The sequence below is a fragment of the Alicyclobacillus pomorum DSM 14955 genome, assembly GCF_000472905.1.
Classification (GTDB): domain Bacteria; phylum Bacillota; class Bacilli; order Alicyclobacillales; family Alicyclobacillaceae; genus Alicyclobacillus_A; species Alicyclobacillus_A pomorum.
Genome location: NZ_AXAR01000001.1, coordinates 296,078 through 315,045, shown reverse-complemented (window position 1 = coordinate 315,045; position 18,968 = coordinate 296,078). Strand labels below are relative to the sequence as shown.

General features: G+C 54.8%; 25 protein-coding genes. 2 read left to right on the top strand and 23 right to left on the bottom strand.

The window, feature by feature from the left end; genetic code table 11:
* Positions 1–97 precede the first annotated feature (97 nt).
* The 5 genes from YWK_RS21740 to YWK_RS0101450 form a co-directional block, all read right to left on the bottom strand.
* Positions 98–235, bottom strand: coding sequence for a hypothetical protein (locus YWK_RS21740; protein WP_156908997.1), 138 nt, complete (start codon positions 233–235; stop codon positions 98–100).
* Positions 236–379: 144 nt separating this feature from the next.
* Positions 380–1,594 carry a trans-sulfuration enzyme family protein gene (locus tag YWK_RS0101465; RefSeq protein ID WP_026963388.1) on the bottom strand — a complete coding sequence of 405 codons (1,215 nt, stop codon included), beginning with the start codon at positions 1,592–1,594 and terminating at the stop codon, positions 380–382.
* Between the two features lie 176 nt (positions 1,595–1,770).
* A complete protein-coding gene (locus tag YWK_RS0101460) occupies positions 1,771–3,027 on the bottom strand; it encodes a sigma-54 interaction domain-containing protein (RefSeq protein WP_084453383.1) in 1,257 nt (418 codons plus the stop codon).
* Entirely contained in the window at positions 3,024–3,413 is a 390-nt protein-coding gene (locus YWK_RS0101455; protein ID WP_026963386.1) for a hypothetical protein, read from the bottom strand. The genes YWK_RS0101460 and YWK_RS0101455 overlap by 4 nt, the downstream gene beginning before the upstream one ends.
* A 39-nt stretch (positions 3,414–3,452) precedes the next feature.
* Positions 3,453–3,767 carry a hypothetical protein gene (locus tag YWK_RS0101450; RefSeq protein ID WP_026963385.1) on the bottom strand — a complete coding sequence of 105 codons (315 nt, stop codon included), beginning with the start codon at positions 3,765–3,767 and terminating at the stop codon, positions 3,453–3,455.
* A gap of 187 nt (positions 3,768–3,954) precedes the next feature.
* Here YWK_RS0101450 and YWK_RS21735 point away from each other — a divergent pair, with 187 nt between their 5' ends.
* Entirely contained in the window at positions 3,955–4,095 is a 141-nt protein-coding gene (locus tag YWK_RS21735) for a hypothetical protein (RefSeq protein WP_156908996.1), read from the top strand.
* Positions 4,096–4,239: 144 nt separating this feature from the next.
* Here YWK_RS21735 and YWK_RS0101440 read toward each other — a convergent pair whose 3' ends face one another.
* From YWK_RS0101440 to YWK_RS0101420, 5 genes are all read right to left on the bottom strand, one after another.
* The gene (locus YWK_RS0101440) at positions 4,240–5,217 is read right to left on the bottom strand and encodes an electron transfer flavoprotein subunit alpha/FixB family protein (RefSeq protein ID WP_026963384.1); all 978 of its coding nucleotides are present in this window, start codon (positions 5,215–5,217) and stop codon (positions 4,240–4,242) included.
* A gap of 22 nt (positions 5,218–5,239) precedes the next feature.
* Complete coding sequence (locus YWK_RS0101435) at positions 5,240–6,010, bottom strand: electron transfer flavoprotein subunit beta/FixA family protein (RefSeq protein ID WP_026963383.1); 771 nt, start codon at positions 6,008–6,010, stop codon at positions 5,240–5,242.
* On the bottom strand, positions 6,007–6,636 hold the full coding sequence (locus tag YWK_RS17770) for a fatty acid metabolism transcriptional regulator FadR (protein ID WP_342664225.1): 630 nt from the start codon (positions 6,634–6,636) through the stop codon (positions 6,007–6,009). The genes YWK_RS0101435 and YWK_RS17770 overlap by 4 nt, the downstream gene beginning before the upstream one ends.
* A gap of 216 nt (positions 6,637–6,852) precedes the next feature.
* The gene (locus YWK_RS0101425) at positions 6,853–7,311 is read right to left on the bottom strand and encodes a TlpA family protein disulfide reductase (protein WP_051374940.1); all 459 of its coding nucleotides are present in this window, start codon (positions 7,309–7,311) and stop codon (positions 6,853–6,855) included.
* 86 nt (positions 7,312–7,397) lie between these two features.
* Positions 7,398–7,937: a peroxiredoxin gene (locus YWK_RS0101420; protein WP_026963381.1), complete on the bottom strand. Its 540-nt coding sequence runs from the start codon at positions 7,935–7,937 to the stop codon at positions 7,398–7,400.
* A 177-nt stretch (positions 7,938–8,114) separates the two neighbouring features.
* Between YWK_RS0101420 and YWK_RS0101415 the strand changes: the two genes are divergently transcribed.
* Complete coding sequence (locus YWK_RS0101415; RefSeq protein ID WP_026963380.1) at positions 8,115–8,402, top strand: hypothetical protein; 288 nt, start codon at positions 8,115–8,117, stop codon at positions 8,400–8,402.
* A 175-nt stretch (positions 8,403–8,577) separates the two neighbouring features.
* Here YWK_RS0101415 and YWK_RS0101410 read toward each other — a convergent pair whose 3' ends face one another.
* The 13 genes from YWK_RS0101410 to YWK_RS0101350 form a co-directional block, all read right to left on the bottom strand.
* Positions 8,578–9,027, bottom strand: coding sequence for an RrF2 family transcriptional regulator (locus YWK_RS0101410; protein WP_026963379.1), 450 nt, complete (start codon positions 9,025–9,027; stop codon positions 8,578–8,580).
* 52 nt (positions 9,028–9,079) lie between these two features.
* On the bottom strand, positions 9,080–9,430 hold the full coding sequence (locus tag YWK_RS0101405; RefSeq protein ID WP_245578471.1) for a non-heme iron oxygenase ferredoxin subunit: 351 nt from the start codon (positions 9,428–9,430) through the stop codon (positions 9,080–9,082).
* Between the two features lie 70 nt (positions 9,431–9,500).
* Complete coding sequence (gene sufB / locus YWK_RS0101400) at positions 9,501–10,898, bottom strand: Fe-S cluster assembly protein SufB (protein WP_026963377.1); 1,398 nt, start codon at positions 10,896–10,898, stop codon at positions 9,501–9,503.
* Positions 10,899–10,992: 94 nt separating this feature from the next.
* A complete protein-coding gene (sufU, locus tag YWK_RS0101395) occupies positions 10,993–11,415 on the bottom strand; it encodes a Fe-S cluster assembly sulfur transfer protein SufU (protein WP_026963376.1) in 423 nt (140 codons plus the stop codon).
* Positions 11,402–12,634, bottom strand: a complete 1,233-nt coding sequence (locus YWK_RS0101390) for a cysteine desulfurase (protein ID WP_026963375.1) — start codon at positions 12,632–12,634, stop codon at positions 11,402–11,404. Before YWK_RS0101390 ends, sufU begins: the two co-directional genes overlap by 14 nt.
* Positions 12,634–13,926: a Fe-S cluster assembly protein SufD gene (sufD, locus tag YWK_RS0101385; protein ID WP_035465667.1), complete on the bottom strand. Its 1,293-nt coding sequence runs from the start codon at positions 13,924–13,926 to the stop codon at positions 12,634–12,636. Before sufD ends, YWK_RS0101390 begins: the two co-directional genes overlap by 1 nt.
* Before the next feature lie 13 nt (positions 13,927–13,939).
* Positions 13,940–14,725 carry a Fe-S cluster assembly ATPase SufC gene (gene sufC, locus YWK_RS0101380; protein WP_026963373.1) on the bottom strand — a complete coding sequence of 262 codons (786 nt, stop codon included), beginning with the start codon at positions 14,723–14,725 and terminating at the stop codon, positions 13,940–13,942.
* Between the two features lie 213 nt (positions 14,726–14,938).
* Complete coding sequence (locus YWK_RS0101375; protein ID WP_245578470.1) at positions 14,939–15,250, bottom strand: metal-sulfur cluster assembly factor; 312 nt, start codon at positions 15,248–15,250, stop codon at positions 14,939–14,941.
* A gap of 92 nt (positions 15,251–15,342) precedes the next feature.
* Positions 15,343–15,714 carry a cupredoxin domain-containing protein gene (locus YWK_RS17765; protein ID WP_156908994.1) on the bottom strand — a complete coding sequence of 124 codons (372 nt, stop codon included), beginning with the start codon at positions 15,712–15,714 and terminating at the stop codon, positions 15,343–15,345.
* A gap of 112 nt (positions 15,715–15,826) precedes the next feature.
* Positions 15,827–16,942, bottom strand: a complete 1,116-nt coding sequence (gene ald, locus YWK_RS0101365; RefSeq protein ID WP_026963371.1) for an alanine dehydrogenase — start codon at positions 16,940–16,942, stop codon at positions 15,827–15,829.
* A 99-nt stretch (positions 16,943–17,041) separates the two neighbouring features.
* On the bottom strand, positions 17,042–17,317 hold the full coding sequence (locus YWK_RS0101360; RefSeq protein ID WP_026963370.1) for a hypothetical protein: 276 nt from the start codon (positions 17,315–17,317) through the stop codon (positions 17,042–17,044).
* A gap of 27 nt (positions 17,318–17,344) precedes the next feature.
* Positions 17,345–18,307, bottom strand: a complete 963-nt coding sequence (locus tag YWK_RS0101355; protein ID WP_026963369.1) for a hypothetical protein — start codon at positions 18,305–18,307, stop codon at positions 17,345–17,347.
* Positions 18,300–18,839 carry a sigma-70 family RNA polymerase sigma factor gene (locus YWK_RS0101350; RefSeq protein ID WP_026963368.1) on the bottom strand — a complete coding sequence of 180 codons (540 nt, stop codon included), beginning with the start codon at positions 18,837–18,839 and terminating at the stop codon, positions 18,300–18,302. The genes YWK_RS0101355 and YWK_RS0101350 overlap by 8 nt, the downstream gene beginning before the upstream one ends.
* Between the last annotated feature and the right edge of the window lie 129 nt (positions 18,840–18,968).

The window sequence follows — 18,968 nt, the reverse complement described above, 5'->3', positions numbered from 1 at the left end:
GCAGGGCATGCCGTCAAACATAAAAGCCATGGGCTCGCCATGGCTGAAATGAGTCTATTTCTCGCCACGGGCCCATTGCCCGCGGCAGGGTTTTCGGTTACGGTCGAGCTTCCTGCCCAACACGCCGCCGCGGGACACGCCATGCAGTTGTTGCGCGCGGACGCACGCCGACAGTCCCAAAGACAGAGCGAATCCGCCCCTGCGTGGGGACAGTGAGCCACACGTTCTTGTGCATGGTCGTTCCTCCTTCCCACTTTCTTGCAATGTGAGAACTCCGGAGAAGATTTCTTTTCTTGGATGAGTTCTCCAGCGTTTAGATTCAGCAGAATGCAAACAATTCCGCCAACCGCATCTTTACGATATGCGCGCAGGTGTCACCTCATGCCATCGTCGATGAAGCGCGAACCGGCTGCTGCGAGCACACGAGTGCCTGGTTCAAGTCTGACCAGATGTCTTCTCCATCTTCGATTCCGACAGCAAGGCGTATCAGGCCGTCGTCAATGCCCATCTGGTACCGAAGCTCGGCGGGAACGGGCGAATGCGTCATACTGGCCGGATGTTGCACCAGGGTGTGGACCTCTCCGAGCGATACTGCGCGTTTGCACAGTCGCAACGCATTCATGAATCGGACGCCCGCTTCCACGCCACCGCGGACGATAAAGCCTATCACACCCCCGGGCCCGGACATTTGCCGCAAGTACAGTTCTCGCTGCGGAAAATTGAGCAAGCCAGGAAAGTATACGGCAGAGACCGCTTCGTGCTTCGATAGTTTGTCTGCAATCACCATCGCGTTTTCCACGTGCTGCCGCATGCGTAACGCCAACGTCTTCATGCCGCGCAGTACCAACCAGGCGTCAAAAGGTGCCGCCGTTCCACCCATGTCCTTCTGCGTCGTCACCCGGATCTCGTCGAGTACGTCCTTTCGTCCGCACGCAATGCCCAATACCACGTCTCCGTGACCGCCGAGGTACTTCGTTGCGCTGTGCACAACAATATCGGCGCCGAGCTCCAACGGCCTCTGTAAAACCGGTGTAGCAAACGTGTTATCCACGACGAGCATCGCTCCGATTTCGTGCGCCACCCGGGCGCACGCAGCGATGTCCACCAGTTCCATGGTTGGATTGGCCGGTGTCTCCACGTACATCACCTTGGTGTTCGGTTGGGCGGCGGATTTGACGGCTGCCTCGTCCGCAAGCCCAGCCAGGGTGTGTGTGACGCCAAACTTCCGCTCCAGCATCGTCAGCAGCCCGTACGTACACCCGTAGATCCCGCGTGAAACCACCACGTGATCCCCACTGCTGACGAGCCCCATCAGCACGGCGGAGATAGCCGCCATCCCCGTGGCGAATGCAAGTCCTTCCTCGGCGCCCTCCAACTCTGCCACCGCTTCTTCCCACAACCGCACCGTCGGATTTCGCAGACGGGTATAAATGTATCCGCTTTCACCCCCAGCGAACCGACGCCCGCCTTGTTCTGCAGAATCAAAGACAAACGTGGAGGTCTGGAACAGCGGCGGTGTGACGCTCCCGAGCAATTCCGCGTGACCGTCGCAATCCGGTAGATGCACCAACTTCGTGAGTAGCTTCTCGCGCATGACCACATCCCCCTTGTACACAACTCGGTGTATGCCGTTCTTCACCACGGTACATGCAAGTGGCGTGCCAACCGAAAAATCGTTGTGGAAATGCGCTTTCGGCGGGATATACACGAGTAGGCATCGGCACTCCAAAAGGGAGACTGGCGAATCATTTGACCAGCGTGGAAACTTTTTTAGCCACTCCGAGGCCGGTTTCCATCTGGCTTGAATCGCTTCTGTTTGTTGGACAACGTCGTATGTGTCACGCCGAGCCGCTTGGCGGCAGCACGCAGACTGCCACACTCTCGCACGGCTTGCTCAATCACGCGCTGTTCGAACTGCCGAACTTGTTCCTTCAGGGTTCCTGTATGGTTGACGACTTGGAGTTTGGTCTCAGATGGAGGCTGCAGCCAGAGGTGTGGAACATCCATGGGTTCGTCCGTCACAAGGTAACTCGCCCGTTCCATGAGGTTTTGAAGTTCTCGGACGTTGCCGGGAAAATCATACGTCAAGAGGCGCTGTTCGGCAGCTGCTGTGAGGGAAAGAGTACGATCCAATTTTCTCGACATCTTCTCCAGGAAGTGACGGGCCAGTGGGAGGATATCTTCACGTCGTTCACGGAGCGGCGGGATGAACAAGGGGATCACGTGCAAGCGATAAAAGAGGTCCTCGCGAAACTGTCCGGTCTTGACCAATTGGTGAATGTCGCGGTTCGTCGCAGCGATGATGCGGACATCCACGTGCACGGCTGTGGTGGCTCCCACACGGCGAATTTCACCGTCGTTGAGGGCGCGCAACAATTTCGCCTGCACGGTCGGATTTAGCTCCCCGACCTCATCCAGGAACAGCGTGCCTCCGTCAGCGACTTCAAACAGCCCAGGACGGCCTCCCTTCGCCGCGCCTGAAAACGCGCCGTCGACATAGCCGAACATTTCACTTTCCATGAGCGCGTCAGGAATTGCAGCGCAGTTGACAGGCACAAATCGGCGTCCGCGCCGCCCCGAGGCGTTGTGCACGGCTCGTGCAATCAATTCCTTGCCTGTACCACTCTCTCCGCAGATCAACACAGGCAGCGGGCTGTGCGCGGCGGCTTTGGCCATCTGCACCACCTGCTCCATGCCCTTGCTTTGGTACACGAGGTTGGCAAATGAAAGGTCCGACTGCGCGTCTTCCTGATTCATGACGCGCAACACGAGCCGAGCCTCGTCTGCCTCAAAAGGCAACTTCTCCACGTCCATGACGCTCTGTACACCGGACACTCCCAGTACGCGCTCGCGGACCGGGTGGATGGCTTCGTGCGGAACGCGAAAGCGAATGTAGAGCACCTTCGCGACCACTTCCATCGCTTCCACATCCCCGTTTAGACAAGCGATGGCACCCACGATGTCGCGGACCATGCCAATCCTGTCCTCTGTCACGACGCACCAGCGGATCACTGTGTGTCCACTCATTCCTTAAACGACCGCCAGTCGAGCTTCGATTCATTCAAAAGGTCCTCGAAGTTGTCCGTCTCTTCCTCTTGCGGATCAAACAGTTCTGCAAACGATTTGGATTCATCGTCCGGGTCAGCTGGACGCGCTGGCGAAGAATGTTTCCGTGCGGCCCTTTTCCCGGCCTGGCCTTCCTCATGTGCTTGCGCATCCGACTCCATTTTGGCTTTGAGTTCCGCTAATTTGGCGACGGTCCCGCCAGACAGCCGATCTTCCACACTGAGTTTCGCCGCATCGTCCACCTTCGACTTTTCTGGCTTTGGTTTGGGTCGGAACCAGTCTGCCGCGTAGTCCGGTTTATCCTGGATCTCGTCAGCCGTGCGAGTGGTTTTTCGTTTCTTGGCCACTCTCCTCACCCTCTCCACAAGTTGCAACTTCGGATTTCCTTACGTGTCAGACGCCCCGTTTTCAAACTGCTCCAGGTACCGCTTTTCGTCCGCAACGAGACTCGGATGGTCGTTCAGGTACGTTCGGAGGATCTTTTCCTGCCATTCATCCGTGCCCGGCTCTGCGTCCACCGCAAACAGCTCATCGAGCTTTCTGTCGTAGACGATTTCCCACTCTTCCGCACCGCCGACGTTCGTTTTGCGCGACACCTGCATGAAGATACCGGGATCGCCCTCCGCCTCGTCTCGTGCATACAGCATCATTTCGTAATTGTCCCACTGGTGAATCCAGTCTAGCGGATCATACTTTTGCATTTTTCATCCCTCGTTCTGGCGACCGATTCATCGCGTCTGCTCAACCTTTCGTAGGTACCCCCAGTGTACTGGTTGGCGCGCCACGACATCAAGTCTACCCGCGATTGTGCGATGGATGTTGCTTTTTGCTACAATAGATGGAGCGATTGGCCGACACGTCCCAACCCGTGGAAAGGAGTTTACGTACATGAGAGCGACTCTGGTAGTCTTCGTCATTATCGCCGTCGTTGTAGCCTTTTTGACCTTCTACATCCAACCGAAGGACGCACGCCCGACGTCGGTTGCACTGGCACCTTCTCAAACGTTCAACATCGGTATCAGTCAGTAATTCCATCAGCGATTTGCAAAATATCGACGAATTCGTGGAATTTACAAGTGGCTCACATGAGCACATGAAACCGCCCCAACCAACGCACTGCTGGTGGGGCGGTTCTGCTCTTTCCTCTTCCCGACTGACCTCGTGTGACAGCGACTATGCTAGCGCCTTCTTCACTTCCACCGTAAGCATCGGTACCACTTCGAACAAGTCGCCAACAATGCCGTAATCTGCAATCTGGAAAATCGGCGCTTCTGGATCTTTGTTGATGGCCACGATGACTTTCGAGTTGGACATCCCAGCCAAGTGCTGAATGGCACCAGAGATACCGCAGGCGATGTACAAATCGGGCGTGACAACCTTGCCAGTCTGGCCGATTTGCAGCGCATAGTCGCAGTACCCCGCGTCACATGCGCCACGCGACGCCCCGACCGCCGCACCGAGTACGTCTGCCAGTTCCTGCAACGGCTTGAAGCCGTCGGCGCTCTTGACACCGCGACCACCGGACACGATAATCTTCGCTTCCGACAGGTCGACGCCCGTGCTCGCCTTTTGAATGATTTCCTTCACCATCGTGGACAAGTCCTGTGCTTCGAAGGAAACTGCCAGATTCTTGACAGTTCCTGCTTTTCCGAAGCTACCTTCGGCAGGGGGCAAGTTGTTCGGACGAACGGTCGCGATGACCTTACCTTCCGTGACCTGGACTTTGGTGAACGCTTTCCCCGCATAAATCGGACGGGTAAACGTCAGGTTGTCGCCGCTGCCTTCCAATGCCACAATGTCGGAGACCTGCCCGGCACCGAGCCGCGTGGCAATCACAGGAGCTAGGTCTTTCCCTACAGCGGAGTGCGCCATGAAGATAATATCTGGATTCGCATCGCGCACGGCTTCCATAAATGCCTTCTTGTACGCATTCGGCGTGTAGTTTGCCAGTTCTGGGGCATCCACCAGATACACCGTGTCGGCGCCCGCGTCGCCCAAGCCTCCAACCAGAGACTCAACACCACTGCCGAGGACGGCCACGGAGACGGTCCCACCTTCCGCAACGGTATTGGCCGCCGCCAGCATTTCGAAAGTGACATTGCGCAACTTCTGCCGCCGTATGTCGGCGAGAATCAGTACGTTTTTCGCCATGTGTTTCCCCTCCGTATCTCGATTACCCGATAACCTTTTCTGTCGTCTTGAGGGCCGACACCAGTTCTTTCACCTGATCCGCCAAATCGCCACTCAGAATTTTCCCGGCAGTCTTCGGCGCTGGCAGGAACGTTTCGGTGATGGTGGTCTTCGGCTGGATGTCTTCCGCCGACAATCCAAGATCCGACAACGTCACCTTTGATAGCGGTTTCTTGCTCGCTTTGCGGATGCCAATCAAGGACGGATAGCGCGGTTCATTCAACCCTTGCTGCGCCGTAACGAGTACTGGTAGTGTCGCTTCCACAATCTCCTCGTCACCTTCCGCGTCCCGGTGACCCGTGACCTTGTCGCCGTTCACCTCAAGCTTGGTCAATGTGGAGATGTGCGGGATGCCCAGTTCCTCTGCCAGGCGCACGGCGACCTGACCAGAACCGTCGTCGACCGCCTGATTGCCTGCGATAATCAGGTCAAACGGATGCTGCTTGACGATGGCCGCAAGCACTTTCGCAGCCGTAAACTCGTCCCCAAACAGAGCCGGATCATCTGCGAGAATTGCTTCGTCCGCCCCCATGGCCAATGCCGTGCGCAACGCTTCTTCCGCGCGTTCCGGCCCAACAGAGATGACGGTGACTTGTCCGCCCAATTCATCGCGGAGTCGAATCGCTTCTTCCACTGCGTACTCGTCATATGGATTGATGACGAATTTCACGCCATCTTCTTTGATTTTCCCGTTTTCAATCACAATGCGCTCTTCCGTGTCAAACGTTTGTTTCAAACAAACCAGAATATTCATGGAACGCACTCCTCTCCTTCAATGCTGCGTGATGCCTCGTTTTTACACAGACCATGCAGCAACACGTCAACGACGTCGTCTGCCAAAGCGTGCAGGTCGTATTTGCCGCCAGGCAACACCCATGCGGTGACCGTTTCGTCCATGGTACCGAAGATCATGCGCCTCGCAATCCGCCTGTTGACGGTTTCGCGAAAAACCCCTTCTTCAATGCCTTGCTGAACAATCTCGTCCAGCATGTTGTAAAACGGTTTCAGGATGTCGCCGATGTGGCGCCGAATGTTTGTATCCACCTGACGTAGGTGAACTTGTGTAACCATGGCAAGGTCCGGGTGAGACCCAAGTTCCTGGAAGTAGAGGGAGACCAACGCGCGCAACTTGTCGGGAGCAGTCTTCGCATGAGCCAGCGCGGATTGACTACGCTCCACGATTTGCCCAATGGCTCTCCGCAGCAAAGAGACGAGGACGTCTTCCTTGTTCTTGAAGTACAGGTAGACAGTACCGTCCGCCACCCCAGCCGCCTTCGCAATGCGAGAGATCTGGGAGTGGTGGTATCCTGATTCCGCCATCACCTTGACTGCTGCGTCGAGAATCGCCTCGTACTTCGCTTCGTCGCGTCGTGTAGCGATGCCCCTCCCCCCTTATGAATGAATTTTCATTCATTCTCTATCGCCATTGTAGCCCGTACGTAAGAAACGTGTCAACGCTGAGTTTTGAATGTTGCTAAAATAAATAAAGCGATTTGCAAAAGTTCTCTAGAGTGGTTCAGCACGACGAGGTGTCGCCTGCGTTTTGCACATCGCTGAAATAAAAGCCGCCCACGGCGTGAGCGGCTTGTCGGTATTTTATTCTTCCGGCGGAAGTCCAAGTGCCTCGCGAATTTTCGGCTCCACTTTTTGAAACCCTTTGTCGCCGGCGGCGCGAAACTTGAGGGTTCCATCCTTGCCGAATATGAAGAACGCGGGTACGTACTCATTTTCAAAGCGATTCGCGACGGTGTGTTGATGGTCCAAGCCGAGTGGCTGCCGAATGTTGTATTCCTCTACATCGTGCTTCACACGTTCAATGTTGGTGTCTTCCTCCATGCGCGGCATGTGAAGCGCCACAACCTGCAAGCCGTCCTTGGCGTATTTGTCCTTAATCGCAATGACGTCATTCATCGTTTCATGACAAATGTGGCAAGAGACCGCCCAAAAGTGGATGAGTGTGACCTTGTTTGGATCTAATTTCGGCTCGCCATCCGAGTTCCACCACTCCGTGACGCCCTCCAGTGACGGCATAGGCGTTCCCAATCGCATAGGCATATGCTTGACACTCCCTTCGGATTCGCACGTGCTTATGGAAAACACCCGCTGCACTCCTCACAGCGGGTGTCCTTAAGACCAGTCAATTACTTCTGCAACAGCTTGTCGCCAGGCTTCCAGTTTGCCGGGCACATTCCGCCTGCCTGCAGCGCTTCGAGAACGCGGAGCGTTTCGTCCACACTGCGACCGATGTTCAGGTCGTGGACAACCTGGTAACGGAGGATGCCCTCGGGATCAATAATGAACAGTCCGCGCAGCGCAACACCTTCACTCTCAATCAGGACGTCGTACTTGCGCGCCACTTCCTTGGTGAAGTCCGCAGCGAGCGGATAGTCCAGTCCACCGAGCCCGTTCTTTTCTTTCGGAGTTTCAATCCACGCCTTGTGGCTATGTACGGAGTCGCAGCTCACGCCGAGCACTTCTGCGTCCAAGTCCTTGAACTCCTGCAGCCGATCATTCATGGCGATGATTTCTGTCGGGCAGACGAACGTGAAGTCTGCTGGATAGAAGAACATCACCAACCACTTTCCTCTGTAGTCGGACAGTTTGACACGTTCGTCAAGCGTCTTCAAGTTCTTCGTGCTGAGCATATCGAAGTCTGGAGCTGGATATCCCACTAACGGCATTGAAATCCCTCCTCGAATCTTGCTTCCTTGGCTGTGAACCCATCTTGGATTATACTATTGGTTACAGGGACTTTCAAATTCTCTCCAAGGCTGTACATTCCAATACTTGTACCCATCTCTGATGTGGGCGCTTGGAAGGCCGCGGGAGTACGACAAGTTCGGAAAGGATGGCCCTATATGGATCTCAGGCAGATGTCTGAAGAATGGACTCAATCGCACTTTCTGGTCAATGACCTTCTGTCAGAACTGCTGAACGAAATCCGCAATCTCGGATACAATCCCAGTCACCACGTGTCATATGACAACGTGGAGCACCATTTGCTCGTCGACGAAAACCTGCTGGAACAGCACGAGAAGTTGCGCGGTATTTTCGAGAAGTATCTAGAGGCGTGCGCGAGACGTGATCAAGCCGTTCGCAACATACAAGCGTTGCCAAAGATAGACCTCGGTTTTGCACAAGAATAATACCCCTTCCACATGAAGAAACAGGACGGTTGAGGTCTTCCCTCGACTGTCCTGTTTTGTCTCTGAGCGATTTACAAAATTCCAGGAGAGTGGTGTAGCAGGGCGAAATGTTGCTTGCATCTCGCAATCCATGTGCTACACATCAGGCCCTCGAGGAACCCCTGTCCGACCTACGTTATCCTCCGGTCGCCTCATCGAGGAGCACGTCGTCGTGCATGACATCGGCCAAGGTAATGGAATCTAGCGCCTTGGTCACGGCGTCCATGACGCGGAGCCAGACACTTCTCGTGTGGCAGACCGGAATCCGCCCACAGAATTGACTCATGTCCGACATGTCTTCACTGACGCACCCAATGGGCGCCAATGATCCTTCCAACACGCGCACTAAGGACCCGATGCTGATCTGATCCGCCGGACGACTGAGCGTATATCCTCCATTGACGCCCCGAGTGCTTTTGACGAAACCGGCCTTCCGAAGCTTTGCAACAATCTGGTCTAAGAATTGTTCCGGGATTTGCTCCTGTTCAGCAACGGTCGGAAGAGGGACCGGCTGGTCTTCCCCGGCCATCAGGGCAATGGCGACCATAGCTCGCAACCCGTATTCCGTTTTCTTCGATACCTTCACGGGCCTTCCCTCCTGACATACCTGCTGCGGATGGCAATCTCAACTTGCGGAACTAAAAGTCAATCCAAACCTCGCCGTCACGCACCTCTACCGGGTACGTCTGCAGCGCGTACACACACGGAAAGGCGACAGCCGCTCCGGTTCGAATGTCGAACTTTCCTCCGTGCTTCGGACACGCGACAATATGCCCATCCAGCCGTCCTTGCGACAGAGACTCTGCTGCGTGCGTACACGTGTCAGATGTCGCGTAAAAGCCATCCTCCGCGTGGTAGATGGCCACGGGATCATCCTCCAAGTCCACGTACAGCATGTGCCCCACCGGAACGTCGGTTACATTTGCTACTTTAATCCATGCCATTTCAACGACACCTTCTACACCGCCGAAGTGGGCCGGCAGACACACTCATCCGCCACCTTCCGGCCCCACTCCGACATTCGAAATCGAATCCAAAACACCCTTCACCGTGGTGAACTTAACCGATGGAACCTTCCATTTCAAACTTGATCAAGCGGTTCATCTCCACAGCGTATTCCATTGGCAGCTCGCGGGTGAACGGCTCGATGAAGCCCATGACAATCATGCGCGTTGCATCTTCTTCCGAGATGCCCCGGCTCATCAAGTAGAACAGCTGTTCTTCGCTGACTTTGGACACGCTGGCCTCGTGTTCCAGAACCACGTCGTCGTTCATGATTTCGTTATATGGAATCGTGTCTGACGTGGAGTCGTCGTCCAGAATCAACGTATCGCACTTGATATTGGCTTTCGCGTTGCGTGCATTCGGACCGAAGCTAGCCAAACCGCGGTAGGTCGTCTTACCGCCGTGCTTACTGATGGATTTGGAAACAATGGTCGAAGACGTATTGGGTGCATTGTGAACGACTTTTGCACCGGCATCCTGATGCTGACCGCGGCCCGCGACAGCGATGGAGAGCACCATCGCCTTGGCACCTTCGCCCTGCATGTAGACAGATGGGTATTTCATGGTCAACTTGGATCCGATATTGCCGTCAATCCACTCCATGGTCGCGTCCTTGTACGCTACGGCACGTTTCGTCACCAGGTTGTAAATGTTCGGCGCCCAGTTCTGGATGGTGGTGTAGCGACACGTAGCTCGGTCTTTCACGATGATTTCAACGACTGCACTGTGAAGCGAGTTCGTGCTGTATATTGGCGCGGTACATCCTTCGACATAGTGCACTTGGCTATCTTCGTCGCAAATAATCAGCGTACGTTCAAACTGTCCCATATTCTCGGAGTTAATGCGGAAGTACGCCTGCAACGGAATTTCGCACTTCACGCCTTTCGGCACGTAGATGAAACTGCCGCCGCTCCAAACCGCGCTGTTCAACGCTGCAAACTTGTTGTCTTCTGGCGGAATGACCGTGCCAAAATACTCCTTGAAGATCTCCGGGTGTTCGCGTAGGGCTGTGTCGGTGTCCATGAAGAGAATGCCGAGCTTCTCCAGATCTTCACGCATCGAATGGTACACTACTTCGGACTCGTACTGAGCGGATACGCCGGCCAGGAACTTCTGTTCCGCTTCGGGGATGCCGAGTCGGTCAAACGTCTTCTTGATCTCCTCAGGCACCTCATCCCACGTCTTTCCCTGCTTTTCCGACGGTTTGACGTAGTACGTGATGTCGTCAAAATTCAGATCCGACAGGTCTCCGCCCCAATTCGGCATCGCTTTTTCGTAAAAAATGTCTAGAGAACGCAGGCGAAAATCGGTCATCCACCCCGGTTCGTTCTTCATCATGGAAATCTCTTCAACAACTTTCCGCGACAGCCCCTTCTGGAACTTGACGACAGATACATCCTTGTCGCGAAAACCGTATTGATACTCTTCAATCTCGGGCAACGGCTTTGCCATGTGCGTTCTACCTCCTTTATGTCGGTGGTCTTGCGGATGTTCTCAAATCCAACTTCTGTATCGAATCCGTCTGTCCGGCACCGCCGAAGCGGTCTCATTGCCTCGGCTCTTGCACGCCTTTTTCCAGTGCCTGCCACGCGAGTGTGGCGCACTTGATGCGGGCGGGAAACTTGGAAACCCCATGTAGTGCCTCCAGGTCGCCCAGCTCATCCGGATCTACATCTTCACCTTTCATCATGGCACGAAACGCTTTGTTCAGTTCCAATACCTTGTCGACCGGTTGCCCTTTGACAGCTTCGGTCATCATGGATGCGGACGCCATCGAAATAGAGCATCCGGACCCTTGAAACCGCACGTCCCTGACGATGCCGTCTTCCACCTTCAGTCGCAGGGATATCTCGTCTCCGCAACTGGGGTTCTTTAAATCGACCTTGATACCACCGTCCAACTCCCCTTGGTTGCGAGGATGCTGGTAGTGATCCATGATGACCTGTCGGTATAAATCATCCAAGTGCATGTTGGAAAAACTCCTTTGCAGTCCGCACACTCGCTACCAACGCGTCCACGTCCGCTTCCGTGTTGTACAGATAAAAGCTGGCGCGTGCTGTGGACGGCACCTTCAGAATTCTCATGAGCGGTTGCGCGCAGTGGTGTCCAGCCCGGATGGCAATCCCCTCAGAATCGAGGACGGTAGACACATCGTGTGCGTGAATGGACAGCAGATTGAACGTGACGAGACCGCAGCGCTGTCTGCTATCCTCTGGACCGTAGACTGTTACGCCTTCCACCGACTTCAATTGCTCCAAGGCGTACGCCGTCAGACGATGGTCATGCTGCCGAATTTCCTCCATACCGATGTCGCTGAGATAATCCACCGCTGCCGCAAGGCCGATGGCTCCTGCGATAATGGGCGTACCGCCTTCGAATTTCCACGGCGTGTCCTTCCAGGTGGAATCGTACAGTTCCACGACGTCAATCATTTCACCACCGAAGTAGGTCGGTTCCATGATGTCCAGCCATTTGCGTTTCCCGTAGAGCACGCCGACACCCGTCGGTCCGAGCATCTTGTGGCCCGAGAACGCGAGAAAGTCGCAATCCAAATCCTGTACATCCACCGGCATGTGCGGAACGCTTTGCGCGCCATCCACCACCATGACAGCCCCCACCTGGTGCGCCATTGCGGCGATTTCCTTAACAGGGTTAATCGTGCCAAGCACGTTAGAGACGTGCGCCATCGCAACCAACTTGGTCTTGCTGGAGATGGCTTGCTTGACATCGTCCAGTGACACTGTCCCGTCCGGTTGCAGCGGCACGTACTTGAGCGTGGCCCCTGTCGCCTTCGCTGCTTGCTGCCAGGGCACAAGATTGGCGTGATGTTCCGCGGGTGTCAGCACGATTTCGTCCCCTTCCTTCAGGAAGGCCCGCGCGTACCCGTAGGCAACCATATTCAGTGATTCCGTCGTACCACGGGTGAAAATCACCTGTTCCGCGGACGGGGCGTTGATAAACCGGGCCACCTTTTCGCGGGCCAGCTCATACGCTTCCGTCGCGCGCGATCCGAGCGTGTGCACACCACGGTGCACATTCGAATGGTTTGTCTCATAGTAATGCTTCAACGCCTCAATCACCTGTCGCGGCTTCTGTGAACTCGCCGCACTATCGAGGTAGACAAGCGGATGGCCATTGATCTGTTGCTGCAGTATCGGAAAATCCTTGCGTACTTCGAGGACGTTCATCAGGCCAACTCCCCGTCAATCAAATTGCTCACAAACTCGCGTACGCCTGCAGAAGGTATCGCATCCACCGTCGGCTGTAGATAGCCCCAAACAACCATCTTGGTCGCCTCGGGCTTAGGAATGCCCCTCGACATCAGGTAATATATCTGGTTCTCATCAATCCGGCCCACGCTCGCGGCATGCCCGCAGCGCTGTACGTCGTTCTCGTCAATCAACAACATTGGAATTGCGTCCGCGCGAGCCGTGCTGTCCAGCATGAGCATCCGGTCATGCTGTTCACTCCCAGCGCCTACGGCGTTCTTAAAAATGTGCGTGGAGCTTCTATAAATCGAATTCGCCCGCCCACGCAGGACGCCGTGCATCACGATGTCACTGGTCGAATAGCGCCCTTCATGCAACATGCTCGCCGTCAGGTCGAGGTGTTGGCGTCCATACCCCATTCCCAGCGCGCGAATGGTGGAACGCGATCCGGACCCTTGCAATTCGCTTTCGAGCAAGCCAACCGTGTATCCGTCGCCGACGTCGGTAAATACCCAATCGACAGAAGCGTCCTGATGCACCAGAGCCCGTGAGGTTGCAAAGTGTGTGGGGCCCTTCCGGAACTGGTTAGACGAAACGAATGTCACACGGGCGTTCGCCTTTGCAACGACTTCAGCCACGTGGCTCGTGACCACGCCGGACGCCTTCTCACTGCTCGCGACGTGGACTTCAACAAATGAGAGGGAACTGTTTTCATCCGCCACCACAAGAATGCGCGGCGCAATGCCGGCACCGGCACCGGTATCCTCGTGTACAAAATGAACGGCGACGTCAACAGCAGTGTTTTTCGGCACGTATACAAACGCACCACCCTGCCACAGTGCGGCGTTGAGCGCAGCCCATTTGCTTTCATCCGTCCGGACGACGCTCCCGAGGTGAGCCTTGACGAGTTCGCCGTGCTGTGCGACCGCGGTGTGCATATCCGTTACAATAACGCCGCGCTGAGACAACGAAGCAGGCACCTCTGTGCGTACCACTTGACCGTCACGTACGTACAGAACCGGTGCGCCACTCTCCACAATGCTCTGAACCAGTGCGTCTACAGCATCTGATGCGGTGGATTGAACGTCAAGCGGCAGGTTTTCAATCTCCCATGACCGCTTGCTGAGGTCCGACTTTTCCAACCGCACCACAGGTGTATTCACATAGCTGTTCCATGCGCTTTCGCGCATCTCTTTCAACCACTCTGGCTCCGCGTACTTCCTGGACAGTTCCTGTACCACGGAGGCCAACGTTGATGTCCCTTCCGTCATGGATCCGTCCTCCTTACGCTTCCGCCCCGACAGTTTCATCTTCAATGCCAAGTTCCTGTTTCAACCAATCGTAGCCTTGGGCTTCCAACTTTTCAGCCAATTCACGGCCACCTGAACGAACGATGCGACCCTGCATCATCACGTGCACGTAGTCCGGAACAATGTACTCGAGCAACCGCTGATAGTGCGTGATAATCAGGAATCCAACTTCTGGAGAACGCAAATCGTTCACGGCTTTCGCCACGATTTTCAATGCGTCGATGTCGAGACCCGAGTCAATCTCGTCGAGAATGACAATGCGCGGGTTCAACATGCTCATTTGCAAAATCTCATTGCGCTTCTTTTCTCCGCCCGAAAACCCTTCATTTAAATACCGTTCAGCGAACACAGGGTCGATGTTCAGTGACTTCATCTTCTCCTGAAGTTGCCGATGGAACTTAATGACCGGCACTTCGTTGCCTTCCCCAAGTCGCGCGTTTAATGCCGTACGTATGAAATTGGCGTTGGATACACCCGGAACTTCAGCAGGGTACTGCATGGCCAGGAACAATCCGGCGCGAGCACGTTCATCGACGGACATTTCCAGCAAGTCTTGTCCATCCAAAGTGACAGTGCCGCCTGTCACGTCATACGCCGGATGGCCCATTAGCGCAGATGCCAATGTACTCTTTCCGGTTCCGTTCGGTCCCATGATGGCGTGAATCTCTCCGCCTTTAACTTCGAGGTCCAAACCTCGGACAATTTGCTTATCTTCGATAGAGACTTTCAGTCCGTCAATTTTCAAATGTGGGGATGCCATGTCTGACCAACCTTTCCCAGCGTGAATCTCTGTCGTAATGTTGACTACATTAGTCACCTTTTTATTTAGATTAACACACTGCCGCCAAATTGCAAACAGTATCGGGTGCCAATACGGGAGAGACCCAAGTTCCCATCTGTTCTCGATGGCGACTTGGGTCTCTGCCTGTAGACGGTTCTCGTGAACATCGGGCTTAGAGGACCGACTTGCTCATTAGAACAGGTATTTGAAAACAAGTTTCGCCTCTTCAGACATCATTTCTTTGTCCCAAGGCGGATCAAACGTGAGCTCAACTTCTGCCTTTTCCACACCAGGCAAGCTTTCCACTTTCTCAATCACTTGCGCTTGGATATCGTCAAACGCGGGGCATCCCATCGTTGTCAACGTCATAATGACTTTCACGTGTTTGCCGTCTTCGGAGATCTCAATTCCGTAGACCATGCCGAGATTGACAATGTCAATTTGAATTTCGGGATCCAACACGTCGGTCAGAATGCCGCGTACCAGTTCCTCGGTGACCATCATCCATCCCTCCTTGCGCGTCACTATCCCCTTCAGGGTATCTTATTCCGCAATCGCTGTCCATAAACTGTCACAATCAGCGCGTTTGTCAGGTCCTACTGAACCTTAAATTGAGTGAACATGTTGCTGTGCCCAGACCCACAATACTGGCTGCACGCGATGGTATACGTGCCGGGTTTGTCAAATGTCCACACCTTATCGATGGCGTTTTTGCCTTCTGCCACCGTCACGTTAATCTTCGTACCAACAACTTCGAAGCCGTGTACGCCTTCCGGCGATTGCACGTGGAAATCCACCGGCACGCCGGCCTTTACCGTCGTCTTGTCCAACGTCCACTTCCAATCGGAAGCGACGACGTTGATCTTTTGTGCGTTACTTGGCACTGAATCGCTCTCCCCGCTCTGGCCACAAGCCGTTAACAGAAGGGGTAACAATACAACAAGGGCAACACCCTTGATTCGTTCCATCTGCTTCACCCCATTGATCCATCAGTCAAAGTGTTACACACGTGAAGATAAAAAAACCTGTACGTCCCTAGTATAACAGGAATCGTACAGGTTCTGGATCTATGAATGATGTCTAAATGACGTCGGAAAGCGGTGTGTAAGGCAGACCTTGATCTTTCGCAACCGCTTCGTACGTCAGCTTTCCTGCGATGGTATTGACGCCCTTCGCGAGTGCTGCGTTCTTGCGAACCGCCTCACGCACACCGTAGTTCGCCAACTGAACTGCGTATGGAATTGTGACGTTGGTCAAAGCCAATGTGGACGTACGGGGCACAGCGCCTGGCATGTTGGCGACGGCATAGTGAATCACGCCGTATTTCTCATACGTAGGATTGCTGTGCGTGGTGATCCGGTCGATGGTCTCAATGGATCCACCCTGGTCAATCGCCGGGTCTACAATCACAGCGCCCTTGTTCATGCTCTTTACCATGTCGGACGTAACAATCTTCGGCGCCCTCGCACCCGGAATCAAAACGGCACCAATCAGCAGGTCACAGCCTTCAATGTGCGCCTGAAGATTGTAGCCATTCGACACAACCGTACGCAAGCGAGGTCCGAAGACGTCGTAAAGATAGCGCAAACGGTTGACGTTGGTATCGAGGATGGTCACATCGGCACCAAATCCCAGCGCGATTCGAGCTGCGTTTGTACCGACTATACCACCGCCGACAATGACCACGCGAGCAGGTGGAACCCCTGGTACTCCCCCGAGCAATTCTCCCCTGCCGCCGTGCGCTTGTTCCAGGAAATGCGCGCCAATCTGAATCGACATGCGGCCAGCGACTTCACTCATCGGCGTTAACAAAGGTAGAGAGCCATCGGCGAGTTGAACCGTTTCGTACGCAATGGCCGTCATACCAGAGTCCAACAACGCCTTCGTGAGCTCCGGTTCTGGAGCTAAGTGAAGATATGTGAACAATGTCAGATCAGACCGAAAATACTTGTATTCCGTGAGTAGAGGTTCCTTTACTTTCATAATGAGATCCGACTTGTTCCACGTGTCTTCTGCGGTACTCGCAATTTGTGCCCCCGCAGCCACATACACGTCGTCCGAAAAGCCGCTTCCCTCGCCCGCAGACGTTTCCACAATCACCTGATGTCCAGCAGCAACCAGTGCGTGAACACCAGCAGGCGTGATGGCAACGCGGTACTCGTTGTCTTTAATTTCCTTCGGAACGCCAATAATCACCGCAGTAGCTCCCTTCTGTTACATGAATCTTCTTGAAGCCCGTCCTCAGTGTAAATCACAGACGTGATGCACGCAAACGGTAGATGCGGACAGCAGCATTCAAGTGTCCGAACCGTTTGACGGCAGTACCTCTTTGCGGCGGATTTTGCGGACGGGTGGCCGAATTTCCAATTCTCCACTTTCCACCTTCTGAACAATCCACGCTTGAATTTTCTTCGTATCGCTCGGAGCAATCCGCCAATTGCGATAACCGTATTCGAACGATTCCGCCGTTAATTCTCCGCGTTTCGACAGGTCATCGACAGCGGCGCGAACGGCTTCCACGGTGGTGTGCAACATGTTGGCTAGTTCAGCCAGACTGAATCGCGTCGTCATTGCTATCTTCCTCCGCTTTCCCGCGTATCATCCCCATATCAGCGACAAATGAACCGGCGTCTTGGACAAGTCCAAAGACGCTGGACCAATCAGGTAAAAATGTACCGTAGTCGCCGCACCTGGTGCAAGGACGACCGGGGAAGCTTCGTTGGTCAAGCGATTCATAAAGCGGACGGCGCCCGGCTGTGTCCAATCGTCCGACTGCAAGGTAGAAAACCAGACGATGGCCTTCACGTCATTGATGCGGATGGGCGTCGAACTCGTGTTCCGCAACGTCGCGTTGACAGCGAAAGACTTGCCACTCGCCCACTGAAATCGGGGCGTCACGCTCACATCGGATATAGATATCGGTGCCTTTTGCCACGTCACGTCTGCGTTGGCCATCTCCACGAATCCACGTTCCAAAAACATCAGCTTCGGTTTTCCCTGGAAATGTCCGTTTGCATCCATGGGAACGCCAAGCGGGCGGAACGTCCAAGTCAACGACTCGCCAGGCCTCAAGGGCTGTTTCGGCGGATCGACAAAAGCAGCCCACCGCGCGTCCACGAGCCAATCCGGTTGATCTCCGGATTCAAACACGAGCAATCCGACCACGTCCTCGGGCTGGATGACGTCTGTACTCATGTTCGTCAAGGTCGCTTCGACCATCCCTTTGTTCAACGCTTTGTCAGTTGTGACGAAGCCGACGCTGATAGGGGCCACTTTCAACGCAACGAAGGGACTGCTCGGATTCAACGTCCTCCCATCATCGGCCCGGTGGGACGACGTGCCGTTGGGTCCTCCTCCGTACGACCAAGCTCCCCAGACCAGCACACCAGCTGCGGTGACGGCCGCAGTACCTGACAACAAAGAGCGAAGCCACATGCGATGTCGGCGAGGGGGCCTCATGTCCGCGGCTTTGCGTAGAATGTCCTGTTTTACAGACTCAGGCAGCGGAACTTGACTGATCTCCGCAAACTGTTCCCGTAATTCGCGGTCATCGTCATGCACGAGACTCCCCTCCTTCTGCCAGGCGCTCTTTCAAGAGCAAACGACCGCGGTGCAATCGCGTGCGAACGTTCTGCTCCGTGGTGCACAACACCTTGGCGACCTCCTGACTGCTCAAACCCTGTATGTAATAGAGAGAAATCACTTCGCGAAACTTGTCCGGCAAATGGTGGACCGCGTTCCACAAGGCATCACGTTGCAGTTTCGCCACCACTTCTCCTTCAGTATCGGCCGCTGAAACTTCTTTGTGATACACTGTCTCATCCTGGACTTCGTAGCGCTTGGACCAGGACCTGAGATAGTCCTTGCAGCGATTGGCCGTAATGGCCAACAACCACGTGCGAAGGCTGCTTTCTCCGCGGAACGTATCCCGCTTGGTGTAGGCTCTAAGAAAAACTTCCTGGGCGATGTCTTGCGCCTGGTGATAGTTCTTTACGTAGGCGTACGCAGTGCTCATCACATCTCTGCCGTACTGCTCCATCCACTGTTCAAGCGTCCGTAACTCGTCCGGGCTGGCAGAAGACTGCTCTGTCAAGACATCGTCACCTCCGTTGCCAGCGCCTCATCCGTTTGACGAGGCACGACGCGTCTCTGTGACAAGAGTATATGAAACTCACTGACACTTCCGTTAAATTTCCGCAGACTGCACGCAATTCGGGCCTTC

Coding starts and splice junctions, on each gene's coding strand:
- YWK_RS21740 (WP_156908997.1), bottom strand. CDS start 235: ATGCACAAGAACGTGTGGCTCACTGTCCCCACGCAGGGGCGGATTCGC.
- YWK_RS0101465 (WP_026963388.1), bottom strand. CDS start 1,594: ATGCGCGAGAAGCTACTCACGAAGTTGGTGCATCTACCGGATTGCGAC.
- YWK_RS0101460 (WP_084453383.1), bottom strand. CDS start 3,027: ATGAGTGGACACACAGTGATCCGCTGGTGCGTCGTGACAGAGGACAGG.
- YWK_RS0101450 (WP_026963385.1), bottom strand. CDS start 3,767: ATGCAAAAGTATGATCCGCTAGACTGGATTCACCAGTGGGACAATTAC.
- YWK_RS21735 (WP_156908996.1), top strand. CDS start 3,955: ATGAGAGCGACTCTGGTAGTCTTCGTCATTATCGCCGTCGTTGTAGCC.
- YWK_RS0101440 (WP_026963384.1), bottom strand. CDS start 5,217: ATGGCGAAAAACGTACTGATTCTCGCCGACATACGGCGGCAGAAGTTG.
- YWK_RS0101435 (WP_026963383.1), bottom strand. CDS start 6,010: ATGAATATTCTGGTTTGTTTGAAACAAACGTTTGACACGGAAGAGCGC.
- YWK_RS0101425 (WP_051374940.1), bottom strand. CDS start 7,311: ATGCCTATGCGATTGGGAACGCCTATGCCGTCACTGGAGGGCGTCACG.
- YWK_RS0101420 (WP_026963381.1), bottom strand. CDS start 7,937: ATGCCGTTAGTGGGATATCCAGCTCCAGACTTCGATATGCTCAGCACG.
- YWK_RS0101415 (WP_026963380.1), top strand. CDS start 8,115: ATGGATCTCAGGCAGATGTCTGAAGAATGGACTCAATCGCACTTTCTG.
- sufB (WP_026963377.1), bottom strand. CDS start 10,898: ATGGCAAAGCCGTTGCCCGAGATTGAAGAGTATCAATACGGTTTTCGC.
- sufU (WP_026963376.1), bottom strand. CDS start 11,415: ATGCACTTGGATGATTTATACCGACAGGTCATCATGGATCACTACCAG.
- YWK_RS0101390 (WP_026963375.1), bottom strand. CDS start 12,634: ATGAACGTCCTCGAAGTACGCAAGGATTTTCCGATACTGCAGCAACAG.
- sufD (WP_035465667.1), bottom strand. CDS start 13,926: ATGACGGAAGGGACATCAACGTTGGCCTCCGTGGTACAGGAACTGTCC.
- sufC (WP_026963373.1), bottom strand. CDS start 14,725: ATGGCATCCCCACATTTGAAAATTGACGGACTGAAAGTCTCTATCGAA.
- YWK_RS0101375 (WP_245578470.1), bottom strand. CDS start 15,250: ATGATGGTCACCGAGGAACTGGTACGCGGCATTCTGACCGACGTGTTG.
- YWK_RS17765 (WP_156908994.1), bottom strand. CDS start 15,714: ATGGAACGAATCAAGGGTGTTGCCCTTGTTGTATTGTTACCCCTTCTG.
- YWK_RS0101360 (WP_026963370.1), bottom strand. CDS start 17,317: ATGACGACGCGATTCAGTCTGGCTGAACTAGCCAACATGTTGCACACC.